This is a genomic window from Limnohabitans sp. 2KL-3 (assembly GCF_001269405.1).
Classification (GTDB): domain Bacteria; phylum Pseudomonadota; class Gammaproteobacteria; order Burkholderiales; family Burkholderiaceae_C; genus Limnohabitans_A.
This window is the reverse complement of the sequence record NZ_CXON01000018.1, coordinates 59170-75985: the sequence shown is the minus strand read 5'-3', so window position 1 is coordinate 75985 and position 16816 is coordinate 59170. Positions and strand designations below refer to the sequence as shown.

Sequence of the window (16816 nt, the reverse complement as noted above, 5' to 3'; positions counted from 1 at the left end):
AATGACATAAAAAATGAGTGAAAAAACTGAACCCCCAACGCCAAAAAAATTGCGCGATGCGCGTGAAAAGGGTAACTTACTTAAATCAACTGAGATTGTTTCGACAGTAGTGATGTTGGCAGGACTTTTGGCCTTGTATGTCATTGCAACTGATGTACCAAAGCGATTTCAAATGGCGCTTGATGAACTGGTTGCGATGATCAGACTCGTAGATTTAGGGACCCATGGAACACGATTTGCATATACATTGGCCATTGAGGTGTTGATGGTTGTAGGAATTGTATATGCTGCAATATTGATCTCAATATTTGTGACAAATATTGGACAGATTGGTCTTTATCTTTCAGCATCAAAATTTAGTCAAGGTTTGGAATCTTTAAATCCGGTAACTAACGCAAAAAACCTTTTTTCAAAGAAGACTCTGACGCAGTTTGCAGTGAATTTCATCAAAGTTTCGGTCATTCTGGGTGTAGCTTGGTGGCAAATTTCGCTTGAAGAAAGAAGTCTTGCTGAAAAAATCTATTTATGTCGTCTAGATACATTTTGCGGCCTTCAAGTTGTCGCAAGTTTAGGTTTCAGATTGCTGATGTGGATGACCTGTGCAATGGTTCCTATTGCAGCAGCAGATTGGTTAATTCAACGGCACTTTTACATGAAGGATCTGATGATGAGCATTGATGAGGTTCATCGTGAATACAAAGAACAGGAGGGGTCTCCTGAAATGAAAGGTCATCGCCGTCAAGTTGCCCACGAAATTGTTCACGAGGATCCTGCACCCAAAGCGCGTTCAGCAAGTGTGGTTGTTCGCAATCCAACTCATGTCGCCGTTGCACTTCGATACGAACCTGATGTGGTTCCTTTACCGTACATCATTTGTAAAGGTACTGATCAGTTGGCGGCCAGAATTATTCGAGAAGCTGAGTTGCATGGTGTCCCCACATTTGAGGACATTCCTTTGGCGAGGGGCCTGAACGATGCATGCGAAGAAGGTGAGCACGTACCAACAACTTACATCGAACCTGTTGCTCGTGTCATACGCTGGTTGTACTTGAATTATCCGGACAAAGTGTTTGCAGGTGACCAAAGGGATGCACGCGAGAGCTTGATCAATAGAAGTTCAAGAGCACATTCCTATCGTGATGGCAGCACTTATGGTAATGCACGAACATTTGGAAATAGAGAACCACAATAGTGATGGCGATGCACATAAAAATTGATGGCTTGAGGGCCATGAGAAATTCAAACTTGCTTTCGACTTGTTTGAATTTTGGATGGTTTTGTATCCATCATGGCTTCCTCTTTTTCAATGGTGTTTGCAAGTTCCAGGAGTTTGCTTCGTTCATCAGGAGAGGTCATTAACTTGGCAGGAATGCTGACCCTGTTCAGTACGCCGCTAAGCTGCAACAGTTGATGTGAAACTCTTTCACTGAACTGAAGAGCTGTCTCCAATTCCTGAGCAGTTTTACGCAAACGGATGTCTTTTATAACTTGTTTGTTGATTGCCACGGTTATAAACTCCTACCACTAGCTCATTCAAAACAAGCTCTAATTTTACCAAGCCATTATGATCGATACTGATAATTTTTACAAAAGTTTGGGTGCCTTGCGCCAGATTGGGCCTGACGAACAACTGATGATCGCAGAAGGTCTCAGGGTTGCCTGTGAGGTCCATCAATGGACTCTTTTTTTAGAGCAAGTCATGAATACAGAAGATCGATTGCAAGCATTGTTCAATAGTGCACGTAAGGTGAAACAAGTGATACCCTTAAGCACCAGATCGGGTTGGCTCGCCATTCGCTGTCCTAGTGTTGTCCCTGAGGATGAAACTGCTGTCTCTTTGGCCAAGCTTCGTCAAGTGGTCGAAGAACTTGGTATCTCTATTGATTCGTCATATGGATAACATTGCCAGATAATTTGGTCATCTGATCATGAATGCAGTTTATTGGACAGGTAAAGTAATTTTAAATATCACACCCTCGTTAACTGCAGCTTTAACTTCAATATGACCTTTTAAGCGCTCAACTGCCAATCTGACAATGTTCAATCCAAGACCGAATCCCGGCTTATTGCTGGAATTTGGTAGACGATTGAACGCTTCAAATATATGAGAGGCACTTTCTGAATCAAAACCAACACCGTTGTCCTTGATTAAAAGTGCCAAAATATCCTTTTGTTGATGGTCGCGCTTTATTTCAACAGTAACATGTGTATTCCCAGTATTGAATTTGAGTGCATTCGTAATTAAATTAACAAAGATTATTCGAAACAGTGATGCATCTGAATTAAAGTATCCCAAATCTCCTATATCAATTTCAGGCATTTGTTGCAGCTGTGTTCCATAAGACAAAGACATGAAAGCCTCTCGAGCTGCATTTCGCGCAATTTCAGTTAAATTTAGGGGTGTTATCTCAATTTCTTTGCCGTAAGTTCTGGCCAGTAAAAGCATCGTATTGATGGTGGTTTGTGACTCACGCACTTGATCATTGATTTGCTGAAGTGCCTCACTGGTTGAATTAAAATTACCCAGCTCTAAGTGTTTGCGTGCTGTGTAGGCCAACATGTCAATACCACCAAGCGGACCTCGCAGATCATGCGAAACATTCCTATTAAAACTTTCAAGTGCTTGGATAATCCCTCTGAGTTCAGTTGTTCTTTCTTGGACTTTTCGGTCCAAGCTTCGATTGGCCAACTCGATAGCTTCTTCTGCGCTTCGTCTTTGTTTAATTTCAGCTCGTAGCTTTTGCCTGTCTCTGAGCAATGATGCCATCAGCATGATTTGAGTTAACAAAACAGCCGGTATGCCAGTCCAAAATCTTAAAACCAAGGTCGTTGCACCGGAAAATGCGACTGTAAAGGTAATAACAGGAACACTGAGAATTGCAAGTCCAATAAAAAGATGTCCCATTTTAGGATCTCTTTTCTCCATTGCAATGGCAGCGATTCCTGCAGCTAGAATCGTTGGCATTTGTAAAAAAATGACCCACAGTCTAAGAATTTTGATATCAAGTATCAGAAATAAGGTTCCTGCAATTAGATAAATAATTTGTGGTAAGACAACAATCCACAAGAGTTTTTTGCGAGTTTTTTCAATCAACGGCAGGTACTGCAACATGGCCGCGCATGAGAATCCTAAAAAACCTGCAAAGAAGGGTTGAGCCCAAAACCAATCCCAATCCAAATAGGGTTTACCTGGCATTTGCATCCTGGTCGTACCCCATGCCAATGCACCCATCAGTGCAGCCACAGACATGTTTGCAAAAAACTTCTCGTTTGTTCTTTGATAGGCAAGTCCAAAAAGGATGGCTTGGATCAAAAAAATGATCGCTAGCAAATCATTGGCGGAATAGGGCTGGAAAACAGACTCAGGTAGAAAAGACATAATTTAAATATCTTTGAAACTATTGAATTGGAATGTAGGATACTATTGTGATTGAATAAAATAAAGTAATTTTAATTATGATAGAACTAATACTTGTGAATTAAATTAATACTTGTCTGAAAGTTAAAAATGGCCTTGATCGATTGATGGTCATGAGTCATTTTACTGGAGAGATCAATGCAACCATGATGCTGTAACAAGAGAAGTTCATACACTTTCATATCTAAGCCTCAGTTCAACCTTGTTGAGTCATCATGGGCATTGCTTGGAGTGTCAAACAAGTTATACCCAAAGTAGAAAAAATTCCAAAGTGGTGGCGCAATTTGATTATGATTGACATCAATTAAAATTGGTTTTATATAGTGCAAAAGTTTACATATTTTTTGGATCATATTTTACGTTGAGATGAGTGACATTAAATAATTTTAAAATTTTGATTTTATTGGATTGTCAAATTATATTGAAATCAATTTGAAATTAATTTTTCAAAACTCATGTGTATTTTATGGAATTGTGTTTTTCATACACTTGGTGAAAAACATGAATTCCTCTTTGTTTTGATTTCAATTGGTGTCCAACATAACAATTGTCAAAGACTTGAGCTGCAACCTGATACACGCGATGGATTCCTTCATCCTGCTTGTTGACTGGACAAACGATTGCGGCATAAAGTGAATGCGCAACATGATTTTGATCTGAATTTTCAGCCACATCAATGAACTGCGGCCGCAATTGAAGGCTGAAAGAGGCATCAACGTATTCCGCCGAGGGTCATGATTCATCGGCTCAAAGCACTTTGACTTTCGTTTTTGTTCACGGTGGATTGAGGTGTGAGTAGACTTTTTTCTTGAATTGCATCTTCTCAGTGTGCCCTGACGCCAAGCTCACAGCCTATGAAGATTCAAATCGTTTCATGGATGTCCTTCGGGGCGTTTTTTGAAGATGCTTCAGAAGGCAGTCAGTAGATCATGATGCTGGTTTGCTATTTTACGATGAAATTTTTACTGTAAAATAATTCTTATTGAGTATAATTGAAATTTTATAGGCATCAATTTTTGGTGGTCATAATATGAGCATGCAAGAAAAATCATTTGTACTGATCATCGAAGATCACCCCCTGTACAAGCAAGGGCTTGAAAGTCTTATGCGATTGAGCTTCCCAGATGCCGAAGTTGCTTCAGGCAGCTTGGCAGATGATGCGTTTGTATTTTTTAAGTCCAAAGATGCCCAGACCATTGCTCGCTCAGTGATTTTGTTGGATTTGTCTCTTCCCGGCCTGTCCGGCCTCGAGTTGATTGACCGCATTCATGCGGCACAACCAGACCTCCAAATCATTGTTGTCTCTGGCTCTGATGACCCCATAAAAGTAGGTGCTTGTCTAGGAGCAGGAGTCAAGGCTTTTGTGAGCAAATCTACCCCACCTGATCGCATTGTTGATTTGATTGGTAGAGCCCTGAGAGACCGTCTCCAAGATCAATCATGGCTGACGGTTGATGGCCTGATGAACCTCGATAATTTGAAGAAAATTCATTTGACTTCACGCCAGATCGAAGTTCTTGGGCTGATTTGTCAAGGTATGACCAATATGCAAATTGCTGCAAAACTTGACATCATTGAGGCAACGGTCAAAGCACACGTGAGTGCAATTTTCAAATCCATGGGCGTTGTCAGTCGCACTCAGGCTTTGCTGGCGGCTCAACGACTTGGTTTTAAAGATCTACCCTGACATGGCTGGTTTTGCCAGAAAAGGCATGTTCAACATGGCAAGTATTCGGATCAGCACAACGCTCTACAGTTGCTTGTCATGTCAATGGCATTGGCATTGGCGACCATGCGTTGATTGACCTAGGGTGATTTATGTTGGACTCAAGTGGCGATTTCAAGCCTTTTGGTCTTGAGCACACTGCTGCCGTGCTTGGCAAGTCCTGACAAAAAGAATGGTCAGGTGTGATGGCCTGCCAGCTCGGTCAAAATAAGGCCATGAACGAAATCACCTCCCGCTTTTTGCCGCCAGAAGTTGCGCAGCGTCATGAGTTGCACAACGAAGTGCACGCCCGGCCTTCGGCGCGTGTGCGATTGCCCGCCCTGATTGTTTATGTGGCGGTGCTCAATGAGGGCATTTCCCGCGAACAGGAATGGGCCCATTTGCGGCGCTTGCCAGGTCATGAAGATTTGAGCCTGGAGAGTTTGCAGGGCAATTTTTTGCGCCTGCGATGCGACCTTTTTACCGTCAAATGGGAGCGGCACACCGAGTTCACCCGCTACTCCATCGTGCAAGCCTTGCCCGCGCATGCGGATTGGGGTGCCGTGTTGCCCGAGCTGGCTTCGCAGGTGGCCGCTGGCACCGACTGGCTCAGGGGTTTGCCCGGACAAACCATGGCCGCCATCCATTTAGGCATGTTGCAAGCGGACATGACTGCACCCGACCTGATGCCCAAGGCCCAAGCTTGGCTGGGCGATGGGGCGGTGTTGGCCTCGCGCATGGGCAACACCACCGATGGCGCGTCCCATTCGTGCATCCTGACCCATTTTCGGATTGGTGCCGATGGCTTTGAACGCATGCTGGTCTTGGCACCCGAAGGCACAAGTGAGGCGCGTGCAGGCCGCATATCGCAGCGTGTGCTCGAAGTGGAAACCTACCGCCTGATGGCCTTGCGTGGCTTGCCGGTGGCAAAAAATCTGTCTTCCATGCTCTCGGCCGCCGAGTCTCAGCTGGCCGACATCACCGGTCTTTTGGAGCGCAAAGGAGAAAGCGACCAGGCTTTGCTCGATTTGCTGGTGTCTTTGGCGGCCCGCATCGAGCGGGCCACGGCCGAACACGGTTTCCGGTTTTCGGCCACACGCGCTTACGACACTTTGGTCAGCCAGCGTTTGGCTGAGCTGCGGGAACGGCCGATTTCGGGCACACAGACCCTGGGTGAGTTCATGCAACGGCGCTTGTCGCCCGCCATGGCCACGGTGCAGGCCACTGAAAAGCGGCTGGCCTCGTTGGCCGAGCGGGTCTCGCGCACCAGCGCCTTGCTGCGCACCCGGGTGGACATTGCCACCGAGGCGCAAAACCAGGTGTTGTTGGAAAAACTCACGCGCGGCCAGGAACTGCAGCTGCGCCTGCAGGTCACAGTGGAAGGCCTGTCGATGGCTGCGATTTCTTACTACGTGGTCAGCTTGCTGCTGTATGCCTTCAAGGGGATGAAGGCTTATGGCGTGCCGATCCACCCGGAAATCGCGGTGGCTTTGTTGCTGCCCTTGGTGTTGTGGAGTGTGTGGCGCAGTCGGCAAAAAATACACGAAAAACTGCACCAACCGGACGCCTGATGCGATGGAGCTGAGGCAGCTTCGCTATTTTGTGCGGGTGGTCGAGGTCGGCAGCATCAGCCGTGCCGCACTCGATTTGAATCTGGTGCAGTCGGCGCTGAGCCAGCAAATCACCCGGCTCGAGAGCGAGTTGTCGACCCGGCTTTTGCAGCGTTCGTCCCAGGGTGTGAGCCCGACCGAGGCGGGTGTGGCGTTTTTTCGCGAAGCACAACTGACCCTGCGGCATGCCGAGCAGGCCATGCGTGCTGCGAAGTCGGCGCGTTTGTCGGGCACGGTGAGTGTGGGCCTGGCACCCACCACGGCCGCCGTGTTGGGTCTGCCCTTGATGCAGGCCATGCGCGAGCGCTATCCGGATGTGCGTCTGCACATGGTGGAAAGCCTGTCGGGGCATTTGTCGGGCATGCTTAACGCGCGGCAACTCGATCTGGCGGTTTTGTTTGACATGCCCATGGACGGGGTTTCGTCCGCACAGTCGGCGCGGCGCTGGAGTGTGCAGCCACTGATGGAGGAGGACATTTTTTTCATTGCTGCACGGCATGTCGTCAAGCCGCGTGCCCCTGACAGGGTGCGCATGGCGCAGCTGAAAGATGAAGCGCTGATTTTGCCCACCGGCCCACACGGTTTGCGCAGCATGCTGGATGCGGCTTTTTTGCGCGCCAAAGTCAAACCCCTGGTGGCGCTGGAGGTGGATTCGCTGGCCATGTTGATGGACGCGGTGCGCGCGGGCATGGGGGCCACCTTGCAGCCTTGGGCGGCGGTGGCGCGGCAAGCCGATGCGGCGCAGGCCTTGCACATGGCCCGCATCACCGACCACCAGGTCCGGCGCAGCAACGTCCTGTGCAGCCTGTCGGATGATGAGTTGTCGCCTGCGGCTTTGGCGGCGCGCGTGGTGCTGGTCGATTGTGTGCGGGCGCTGGTGGGTTCTGGCGCATGGGTTGGCGCTGTGTTGAGCGATCCCGGTCCAGCTCAGGTTTCCACCAAGACCTGAAGCTGTCGAGCGCTTGAAAAAAAGGGGTGGTTATCACTGTTTGTGATGCCCCCATGCCATTGGTGGGCTGAGCAAAAGGCTTGCTTCGCTTTAAAGTCGTCCCATCGTCATCACAAAAAAAGACACCCATGGACTTGCAACTCAACAACAAAACCGCCTTGGTCACCGGGGCCAGTGTGGGCATTGGGCGCGGCATCGCCAAAGCCTTGGCCGCCGAGGGCGTGCGCGTGGCGGTATCGGCCCGGCGTGTGGACAAGCTGCGCGAGCTGGCCGATGAAATCGTGGCCGCTGGCGGACAGGCGCCGGTGATCATCGAGTCTGACCTGTATGCGGACGACGCAGCCAAACGATTGGCAGAGGCGGCTTTGGCGGGTTTGGGCAGCGTTGACATTTTGGTGAACAACGCCGGAGGCTCGCGCAGCTTCAAAGAGCTGCATGTGAGCGAAGAGGCTTGGCAAGAAGCCATCACCTTGAACTTTCACCGCCCACGCCAAGTGGCCGATGCGCTGATCGACCAGATGATTGAGCGCAAATGGGGCCGCATCATCAACATCACCGGCAAGAGTGAACCCGAGCACACCAATGGTGCCTTTTGCGCCAAAGCGGGCATGCACAGTTGGGCCAAAGGTTTGTCGCGCATGGTGGGCAAACACGGCGTCACGGTGAACTGCGTGCCCCCAGGGCGCATCCACTCTGAGCAGATTTTCCGCAACTACACCCCCGAGTACCGCCAGTGGCAGTGCGACAACGAGATTCCAGTGGGCCGCTATGGCGAGCCGGAAGACATGGCGAATTTGGTCACCTTCTTGGCTTCGCCATTGGCCAGTTACATCACCGGTGCGGTGATCCCGGTGGATGGTGGTTTGCGCAAATACCAGTTTTGATCTGATTCGGGCTTCGTGCCCTGTGCCTTTGCCCTGAAAGTGTTTATGACGGTCGATGTTTTGGTGATTGGTGGCGGCAACGCCGCCCTGTGTGCGGCGCTCATGGCCCGTGAAGCCGGTGCCAGCGTGATGCTGCTCGAATCGGCACCCCGCGAGTGGCGCGGTGGCAATTCGGGCCATACCCGCAATTTGCGCTGCATGCACGATGCGCCGCAAGATGTGTTGGTCGACGCCTACCCGGAAGAAGAGTTCTGGCAAGACCTGCTCAAAGTCACCGGCGGCTTGACCGACGAGCACCTGGCCCGTTTGGCGATTCGCCATTCGGCCACCTGCCGGCCCTGGATGGTCAAGCACGGCGTGCGCTTTCAGCCGTCCTTGTCGGGCGCTTTGCACACGGCCCGGACCAACGCTTTTTTCATGGGTGGGGGCAAGGCACTGGTCAATGCCTATTACCGCAGCGCCGAAAAACTGGGCGTGCAGATCCATTACAACGCCGAGGTGGACAGCGTCGAATTGGACAAAGGCCGTTTTGTGGCCGCATCGGTCATGCACAAGCAGCCCGATGGCAGCGTGCGGCGCGAACGCATCGAGGCCCGCACCTGCGTGCTGGCAGCGGGTGGCTTTGAGTCCAACCGCGAGTGGCTGCGCGAGGCCTGGGGCCAAAACGAGCGAGGCGAATACCCGGCGGACCAGTTTTTGATTCGCGGCACACGTTTTAACCAGGGTGTGCTGCTCAAGCACATGTTGGAACAAGGCGCTGACCGCATTGGCGACCCGACGCAGGCGCACATGGTGGCGATTGATGCCCGTGCGCCCTTGTACGACGGCGGCATTTGCACTCGCATCGACTGCGTGTCTTTGGGTGTTGTCGTGAACCGTGAAGCCCGGCGTTTTTACGACGAAGGCGAAGACTTCTGGCCCAAGCGCTACGCGATTTGGGGCCGTTTGGTGGCACAGCAGCCGGGGCAGGTGGCGTATTCCATCATCGACGCCAAGGCGGTGGGCCGCTTCATGCCGCCTGTGTTTGAAGGCACGCAGGCTGACAGCCTGCCTGAGCTGGCCCGCAAACTGGGCCTGGATGAAGCGACGTTCATGCAAACCCTGAATGACTACAACACGGCTTGCCGAGAAGGCAAGTTTGACCACACCGCGCTGGACGATTGCCACACCGAGGGCGTGAGTCCTGCCAAAACCCATTGGGCGCGGTCGCTGGACACCGCGCCCTTTTACGCCTATGCCGTGCGGCCTGGCGTCACTTTCACTTATCTGGGCCTCAAAACCGATGACACCACCGCTGTGCGATTCAAGGACCAGCCCAGCCCCAACTTGTTTGTGGCGGGCGAGATGATGGCGGGCAATGTGCTGGGGAAGGGCTACACCGCCGGGGTGGGCATGACGATCGGCACGGCCTTTGGCCGCATCGCGGGCGAGCAAGCGGCCAAAGCGGTCAAAGCGCAAAAACAAGGAGCTTCTCATGCAAACGCTTGAAGCCCTGGCCCAAGATGCCCGCGCATTGGCGCGTGGCGAGATGACTGCACCCGAAGCCGAAGTGGCGCGGCAAATGCAAATTTGCAATGGCTGCCGCTATTGCGAGGGTTTTTGTGCGGTGTTTCCGGCCATGACGCGGCGGCTGGAGTTTGGCAAGGCCGATATCCATTACATGGCCAACTTGTGCCATAACTGTGGGGCGTGTTTGCACGCCTGCCAGTACGCGCCGCCGCACGACTTTGCCATCAATGTGCCCAAGGCCATGGCCCAGGTGCGTGGGCAAACCTATGCCGATTACGCCTGGCCACCCGCTTTGGGCAGTTTGTACCAACGCAACGGCTTGACCTTGTCTGTGGCTTTGGCGTTTGGATTGGCGCTGTTTTTGGCGCTGGCCATGTTGCGCCAAGGCACGCTGTGGTCAATGCCCGTGGCAGGGGGCTTTTATGCGGTATTCCCGCACAACCTGATGGTGAGCCTGTTCGCCCCCATCTTCTTGTTTGCCGTGCTTGCGCTGGCGCTGGGGGTGATGCGTTTTTGGCGCGATGTGACGCCCGCCACCAGCGGAGCCGACCTGACGCCACCCGCCGCTGCCGAGGCCGCGCACGCCGCCTTGCGCCTGAAATACCTGGACGGTGGCCACGGCGAGGGCTGCCACAACGAAGACGACGCGTGGACGCATGCCCGCAGGCGCTACCACCACCTGACGTTTTACGGCTTCATGCTGTGTTTTGCCGCCACCAGCGTGGCCACGCTCTACCACTATGTTTTGGGTTGGCCCGCGCCGTATGACCTGAGCACTTTGCCCAAGCTGCTCGGCGTCATTGGCGGGGTGAGTCTGACGGTGGGCACGGCCGGTTTGTGGCGCTTGAACCTGCGCCGCCACCCAGACCACGGCGACGCGGCGCAAAAGCCCATGGACCGGGGCTTCATCGCCTTGTTGTTCCTGGTGAGCGTGACGGGTTTGCTCTTGTGGCTGCTGGGCCCAACGGCGGTCATGCCTTTGATGCTGGCGCTGCACCTGGGCGCGGTGATGGCTTTGTTCTTGACCTTGCCCTATGGAAAGTTTGCGCACGGTGTTTTCCGCACGGCAGCTTTGCTGCGTTTTGCCATCGAAAAGCGCCAACCCAACCGCTTGGGTCTGGGTGGGGAGTGACGGCAAAAGGGTAAACCCCCATTCATGGCGGGGTGATTTTCGGCTCAGAATGAGACTTTCCGTCTTTGGACGATTTATTTCTTTTGATGGTTTTGCCAGGAGTCATTCATGCGTTTTCCGGTGCTCAAAAGTTTGTTGACCGTTTCCACTTTGGCCGCATTGGCCGGTGCCCCGGCTTGGGCGGCAGACAAGGTCAAAGTCGGCTTTGTCAGCACCTTATCGGGGCCCTCTGCGGCGCTGGGGGTGGACATTCGTGATGCCTTCATGTTGGCGGTCAAGCTCAACGGCGGAAAACTCGGTGGCCTGCCCGCCGATGTCTCGATCTCAGACGATCAGTTCAAACCCGATGTGGGCAAGCAACTGTTTGAGCGCTATGTCAAACGGGACAAGGTCGACTTTCTGACGGGTGTGGTGTTTTCCAACATCATGTTGGCAGGCTTGCCCGAGGCGATCAGCGCCAAAACCATTTACCTGAGCCCCAATGCGGCACCATCGCCAATTGCGGGGGCCCAGTGCTCGCCTTATTTCTTTGCCGTGTCTTGGCCCAACGATGCTTACCACGAGGCGGCTGGCCAGTACGCGACCAACCTCAAGGTGAAGTCGGCCTATTTGTTGGCCCCCAACTACCAGGCGGGCAAGGATTCCTTGGCGGGTTTCAAGCGATTCTTCAAAGGCAATGTGTCGGGCGAGGTCTACACCAAACTGGGTGAGCTGGATTATTCTGCCGAACTGGCAGCCATACGCGCCGCCAAGCCCGAGGTGGTCTACACCTTTTTGCCCGGGGGCATGGGCATCAACTTCATCAAGCAGTTCATGGCCGCAGGCCTGAACAAGGACACCCGCCTGATTCAGCCCGGCTTTGGTGCGGACCAGGACGTGATCCGCGCGGTGGGCAACGACATGATGGGCGTGTTTGACACCGCTCACTGGGGCCTGGACCTGCCCAATGAAGCCAACAAGAAATTTGTGGCCGAGTTCGAGAAAGAATACAAGCGCCTGCCCACTTTGTACGCAGCCCAGGGCTACGACACTGCACTGCTGATCGATGCTGCCGTGCGTGCGGTCAACGGCAAAATTGAAGACAAAGAGGCCATGATCAAGACCCTGAAGACGGTCAAGTTCAACTCGGTGCGTGGCGATTTCCGGTTCAACACCAACCAGTACCCGATTCAGAACTACTACCTGCGCGAGGTGGTCAAGGACGCTCAAGGGCGTCTGGTCAACCGCATTGTGGGTCAGCCTTTGCTGAGCAACCACGGTGACGCCTACGTCAAAGACTGCCCCATGAAGTAAGGGCTTTCGCCTCACCTCATGACTGGTATCTTGATTTTGGAGCAGGCCTTGAATGGCCTGCAGTTTGGATTGATGTTGTTCCTGCTGGCCTCCGGGCTCACGCTGGTCTTCGGCATCATGGACATGATCAACCTGGCCCATGGCGCCCTCTACATGGTGGGGGCGTTTCTGACGGCCTGGTTGGTGCAGTTGACGCAGTCTTTTTGGCTGGGCGTGGTGCTGGCGGTCATGCTCACGGCCGTGGTGGGCATGCTGCTTGAAGCCACTTTGCTCAGAACCTTGTATGCCCGTGACCACCTGTCTCAGGTGTTGGCCACTTTTGCCCTGATTTTGATCATCAACGAGTCCGTTCGCATGATTTGGGGCACAGACATGCCCTTGTCCATACCCCAGGCTTTGTCGGGTCCGGTGGAGCTGTTGCCCGGCTTGCGCTATCCCAGTTACCGGTTGGTGATCATTGCTGTGGGCCTGCTGATCGCGCTGGTGCTGTATCTGCTGGTGACCCGAACCCGTATGGGTGCTTGGGTACGCGCCGGGGCGTCGAACCGCGAGATGGCCATGGCCATGGGCATCAACATCCGGCGCTTGTTCACCGGGGTGTTTGGCTTGGGGGCCGCTTTGTGCGCTGTGGCGGGGGCCATGTTGGGGCCGTTGTTGGCGGTGCAGGTGGGCATGGGTGAAAACATCCTGATCCTGGCCTTTGTGGTGATTGTGATTGGCGGCATAGGCTCGGTCTGGGGCGCTTTTGTCGGGGCCATTTTGGTGGGCTTTGTGGACACCTTGGGCCGCACCTTGTTGCCCTGGCTGTTTCGCGAAATTTTTTCGCCCCAATTTGCCAGTGCGGCAGGTCCGGCGGTGGCGTCGATTGCGGTGTATCTGCTGATGGCGGTGGTGCTGTTTGTCCGTCCTCAGGGACTTTTTTCCGGCCGTTGAGGAATGGGTCTGATGAACCACAAAACACCGGTCTGGGTTTGGGGTCTCGTGCTGGCGGGGGCGATCGCCTTGCCATTGTTCTTGCATGCCCGGGACATGGATTTTTACGTCAGCATGCTCAGCCGCATGATGATTTATGGCATTGCTGCCTGCAGCTTGAATCTGATTTTGGGCTACGGCGGTCTGGTGTCCTTCGGGCATGCCGCGTTTGTGGGCATTGGGGCCTACACCGTGGGCATCCTGATCACCGAGGGCCACACCAATGGCTGGACGGGTTTTGCCATCGCCATGGGGTTGTCGGCATTGGTGGCGGGCATCATCGGTGCCATATCTTTGCGCACCCGAGGGGTGTACTTCATCATGATCACGCTGGCCTTTGCCCAGATGATTTATTACCTGGTCAACTCCATCAAGGCCTATGGGGGCGATGAGGGTCTGAACATCAAGCAGCGCTCTGATTTTGGGCTGGGCCTGGACCTGAAGAACGATGTGACCTTTTACTTTGTGGTGCTGCTGGTGTTGGTGGTCACCTTGGTGCTGATTTCGCGCATCATGCATTCGCGCTTTGGGCGGGTGATCCTGGCGATCCGCGATGACGATGTGCGGGTGGATGCCATCGGCTTTCCGTCTTACCGCTACAAGTGGGTGTTGTTTGTCATTGCCGGCACTTTGGGTGGCTTGGCGGGTGCCTTGATGGTCAACCACCAAAATTACGTCAGCCCGAACCTGATGCACTGGACGCAGTCTGGCATCTTGATGGTCATGGTCATTTTGGGCGGTGTGGGCACACTCACAGGCGGTTTGTGGGGGGCACTGGTGCTGCTGATTCTGGAAGACGTGCTGGCCGAATACACCTTGCATTGGCAGTTTTATGTGGGCTGGTTCTTGCTTGCGGTGGTCTTGCTGGCCCCCAAAGGTTTGGCGGGCTTGATTCGTCGCAAGGCGGCCAACGTGGGGGAGAAGGCATGAATACCGGGGCCTTGCTTCAGGTGAAAGACCTGGTCAAGCAGTTTGGTGCCTTGCGGGCCACTGACCACGTCACGCTGGATGTGCAGCCGGGAGAAATCCACGCCTTGATTGGCCCGAACGGGGCGGGCAAGACCAGTCTGGTGGCCCAGCTGTCGGGCCATTTGCCCAGCGACAGCGGGCAGATCTTTTTTGATGGCCACAACGTCACGGCCATGCCCACCCACGAGCGGGTGCACCGCGGACTGGCCAGGTCTTTTCAGATCACGCGTTTGTTCAAATCCTTCACCGTGTTGGACAACGTGTCCCTGTCGGTGCAAGCCCGCAGCGGGAACAGTTTTTCTTTCTGGCGTCCGGTGCGCAGCGACAAGGCTTTGACGGACCAAGCCATGGCTGTGCTGCAGGAATTGGGTTTGCAGGACCGGGCGCACGATTCGGCCAGCGAGCTGTCGCATGGCGAGCAGCGCATTCTGGAGCTGGGTTTGGCGGTGGCCACCCGGCCGAAGTTGTTGTTGTTGGACGAGCCCATGGCCGGTGCGGGGCCGGTCGAATCCGAGCGGATCTTGAACCTGATCCTGAAGCTGCGCAGCCAGGTGGCCATTTTGTTGATCGAGCACGACATGGACGCGGTGTTCCGATTGGCCGACCGCATATCGGTGCTGGTCAACGGCGCGTTGGTCGCTACGGGCTCGCCCGAGGACATTCGGCACAACCCCCAGGTGATTGCTGCTTACCTGGGTGAGGAGCACGCATGAGCTTGTTGCAAGTGCGCGATGTGCAGGCCGCGTATGGCGAAAGCCAGGTTCTGTTTGGCATGGGCCTGAGCTTGATGCCGGGCGAAGTGATGGGTTTGCTGGGTCGCAACGGCATGGGCAAAACCACGCTGATCCGCAGCATTTTGGGGCTCAAGTCGGTCAAGTCTGGGCAGGTGCTCTTTGATGGCCACGACATCACCAACCAAACGGCCGACCGGGTGGCGCGGCTGGGCTTGGCCGTGGTGCCCGAGGGGCGACAAGTCTTTCCCAATTTGTCGGTGGACGAGCACTTGACGGCCTTTGCCAGCAACCGCCACCAAAGCCGCACGCCTTGGACGCCTGCACGGGTTTATGAACTGTTTCCGCGCCTGGCCGAGCGTCGCGCCAACATGGGCTCGCAGTTGTCGGGCGGCGAGCAGCAAATGCTGGCCATTGGCCGTGCGCTGGTCACCAACCCGAGGCTGATGATTCTGGACGAGGCCACCGAAGGTCTGGCCCCGCTGATTCGCGAGGAGATCTGGCGTTGCCTGCGTTTGCTGCGTGAAGAAGGCCAGACCCTGATCGTGGTCGACAAATACGTCAACCGCCTGGTGGACATTGCCGACCACCATGTCATTGTTGAGCGCGGGCAAGTGGCGTGGGCAGGGGATTCTCAAGCGCTCAAGGATCAGCGTGAGCTGTGGACCCGTTATCTCGGTGTTTGAGCGTCAGAATTTTTTTGCCACCGACTTGATTGCCGCCAGCAGCCGCTGGCTGGCTGGGCTGAGGGTGCCCTTGTGTCTGCGCGTGACACCCACATGCCGGACCCATGGGTTGCCTGTGGCTTGCAGAGGCTGCAGTTGGCCCGCGCGGACTTCCCAGTAAATCAATTCTTCCGGGATGAAGGTGAGTGCATCGCTTTGCATCACCATGGATTTCATCAGTACCGTGGAGGTGGTCTCGACTTGGGCGGTCGGCGGCTCCAGGCCATGCGCCACGAAATAATCGTCAAATGCCAGGCGTTCTAGTTCGCGCTGGCGCGGCAGTACCCAAGGGTATGGGGTGAGCATTTCGGGCGTGACGACTTTGTGCTGTGCCAAGGGATGCCCGGCCCGGGCCACCACAGTGGCGTTTTCGGTCAACAGACGCTCATGACTGAGGTCGGGGTCGGTGGCGCGAGCGGGCACCGATGACAAGGCAAAGTCCACTTCGCCTTGCTTGACCCAAGGCATCAGGGCTTCGTTCAAACCGTACAACACCGTCACCTTGATGTCCGGGTTGTCTTGGGTCAGAGCTTGCAGCGCCAGGGGCAACAAACGGGTGGCTTCAGTGGGGCCGCATCCCATCATCACATGGCCACGCTGAGCACCGCGCATGGCCTGGATTTCGCCCACCGCATTGCGCATTTCCGCCTCCATCACCTGGCCGTGTTGCATCAGGGCCTGGCCAAAGGGGGTGACGCTCACCCCGAAGCGTCCACGTTCCAGCAGGCGCACGCCCAGGGTTTTTTCAAGCGACTTGATGCTTTTGGACAAGGCGGGTTGGGAAATGTCCAGAGACGCAGCGGCTTCGGTCATGTTGCCCAAACGGGCGGCCGCCAAGAAGAGTTGAACTTTTCGGTAATCCATAACCCATGGTAATGGAAATAGCATGACAGGTTGTAGGTCAAGGACTTGACCTTTG

Annotated in this window: 16 protein-coding genes; 13 read left to right on the top strand and 3 right to left on the bottom strand. The window is 54.2% G+C overall.

All coding sequences use genetic code 11. The annotated features are described in order from the left end of the window. Positions 1-13 precede the first annotated feature (13 nt). Entirely contained in the window at positions 14-1192 is a 1179-nt protein-coding gene (locus AMM41_RS17595; RefSeq protein ID WP_089962309.1) for an EscU/YscU/HrcU family type III secretion system export apparatus switch protein, read from the top strand. Between the two features lie 47 nt (positions 1193-1239). Here the strand turns inward: AMM41_RS17595 and AMM41_RS17590 are convergent, their stop codons facing one another. Continuing rightward, the gene (locus AMM41_RS17590) at positions 1240-1506 is read right to left on the bottom strand and encodes a hypothetical protein (RefSeq protein WP_089962305.1); all 267 of its coding nucleotides are present in this window, start codon (positions 1504-1506) and stop codon (positions 1240-1242) included. A 58-nt stretch (positions 1507-1564) separates the two neighbouring features. Between AMM41_RS17590 and AMM41_RS17585 the strand changes: the two genes are divergently transcribed. Continuing rightward, entirely contained in the window at positions 1565-1900 is a 336-nt protein-coding gene (locus AMM41_RS17585; RefSeq protein WP_089962301.1) for a hypothetical protein, read from the top strand. Between the two features lie 39 nt (positions 1901-1939). Here AMM41_RS17585 and AMM41_RS17580 read toward each other — a convergent pair whose 3' ends face one another. Then, a complete protein-coding gene (locus tag AMM41_RS17580; RefSeq protein ID WP_089962298.1) occupies positions 1940-3379 on the bottom strand; it encodes a sensor histidine kinase in 1440 nt (479 codons plus the stop codon). A gap of 1069 nt (positions 3380-4448) precedes the next feature. On the opposite strand from AMM41_RS17580, the gene AMM41_RS17575 reads away from it, so the two are divergent. The 11 genes from AMM41_RS17575 to AMM41_RS17525 all read left to right on the top strand — a co-directional run bounded on the left by AMM41_RS17575 (position 4449) and on the right by AMM41_RS17525 (position 15858). Continuing rightward, positions 4449-5105: a response regulator gene (locus AMM41_RS17575; protein WP_089962294.1), complete on the top strand. Its 657-nt coding sequence runs from the start codon at positions 4449-4451 to the stop codon at positions 5103-5105. 254 nt (positions 5106-5359) lie between these two features. Next, a complete protein-coding gene (locus AMM41_RS17570) occupies positions 5360-6694 on the top strand; it encodes a DUF3422 family protein (protein ID WP_089962383.1) in 1335 nt (444 codons plus the stop codon). 4 nt (positions 6695-6698) lie between these two features. Then, positions 6699-7682: a LysR substrate-binding domain-containing protein gene (locus tag AMM41_RS17565; RefSeq protein ID WP_089962291.1), complete on the top strand. Its 984-nt coding sequence runs from the start codon at positions 6699-6701 to the stop codon at positions 7680-7682. Between the two features lie 128 nt (positions 7683-7810). Further along, the gene (locus tag AMM41_RS17560; protein WP_089962289.1) at positions 7811-8566 is read left to right on the top strand and encodes an SDR family NAD(P)-dependent oxidoreductase; all 756 of its coding nucleotides are present in this window, start codon (positions 7811-7813) and stop codon (positions 8564-8566) included. A gap of 45 nt (positions 8567-8611) precedes the next feature. Continuing rightward, positions 8612-10054 carry an FAD-dependent tricarballylate dehydrogenase TcuA gene (tcuA, locus tag AMM41_RS17555; RefSeq protein ID WP_089962379.1) on the top strand — a complete coding sequence of 481 codons (1443 nt, stop codon included), beginning with the start codon at positions 8612-8614 and terminating at the stop codon, positions 10052-10054. After that, the gene (gene tcuB, locus AMM41_RS17550; RefSeq protein ID WP_089962283.1) at positions 10041-11207 is read left to right on the top strand and encodes a tricarballylate utilization 4Fe-4S protein TcuB; all 1167 of its coding nucleotides are present in this window, start codon (positions 10041-10043) and stop codon (positions 11205-11207) included. The genes tcuA and tcuB overlap by 14 nt, the downstream gene beginning before the upstream one ends. A 108-nt stretch (positions 11208-11315) precedes the next feature. Continuing rightward, complete coding sequence (locus tag AMM41_RS17545; RefSeq protein ID WP_089962279.1) at positions 11316-12500, top strand: ABC transporter substrate-binding protein; 1185 nt, start codon at positions 11316-11318, stop codon at positions 12498-12500. Positions 12501-12518: 18 nt separating this feature from the next. Then, positions 12519-13433, top strand: coding sequence for a branched-chain amino acid ABC transporter permease (locus AMM41_RS17540; protein ID WP_089962275.1), 915 nt, complete (start codon positions 12519-12521; stop codon positions 13431-13433). A gap of 12 nt (positions 13434-13445) precedes the next feature. Then, entirely contained in the window at positions 13446-14402 is a 957-nt protein-coding gene (locus AMM41_RS17535; protein WP_089962376.1) for a branched-chain amino acid ABC transporter permease, read from the top strand. Next, entirely contained in the window at positions 14399-15154 is a 756-nt protein-coding gene (locus AMM41_RS17530) for an ABC transporter ATP-binding protein (protein WP_089962272.1), read from the top strand. The genes AMM41_RS17535 and AMM41_RS17530 overlap by 4 nt, the downstream gene beginning before the upstream one ends. A 2-nt stretch (positions 15155-15156) precedes the next feature. Further along, a complete protein-coding gene (locus AMM41_RS17525) occupies positions 15157-15858 on the top strand; it encodes an ABC transporter ATP-binding protein (protein ID WP_089962372.1) in 702 nt (233 codons plus the stop codon). 3 nt (positions 15859-15861) lie between these two features. Here the strand turns inward: AMM41_RS17525 and AMM41_RS17520 are convergent, their stop codons facing one another. Beyond that, positions 15862-16761 (bottom strand): LysR family transcriptional regulator, encoded by a 900-nt coding sequence (locus AMM41_RS17520; RefSeq protein WP_194944848.1) that lies wholly within the window; start codon positions 16759-16761, stop codon positions 15862-15864. Positions 16762-16816: the final 55 nt, after the last annotated feature.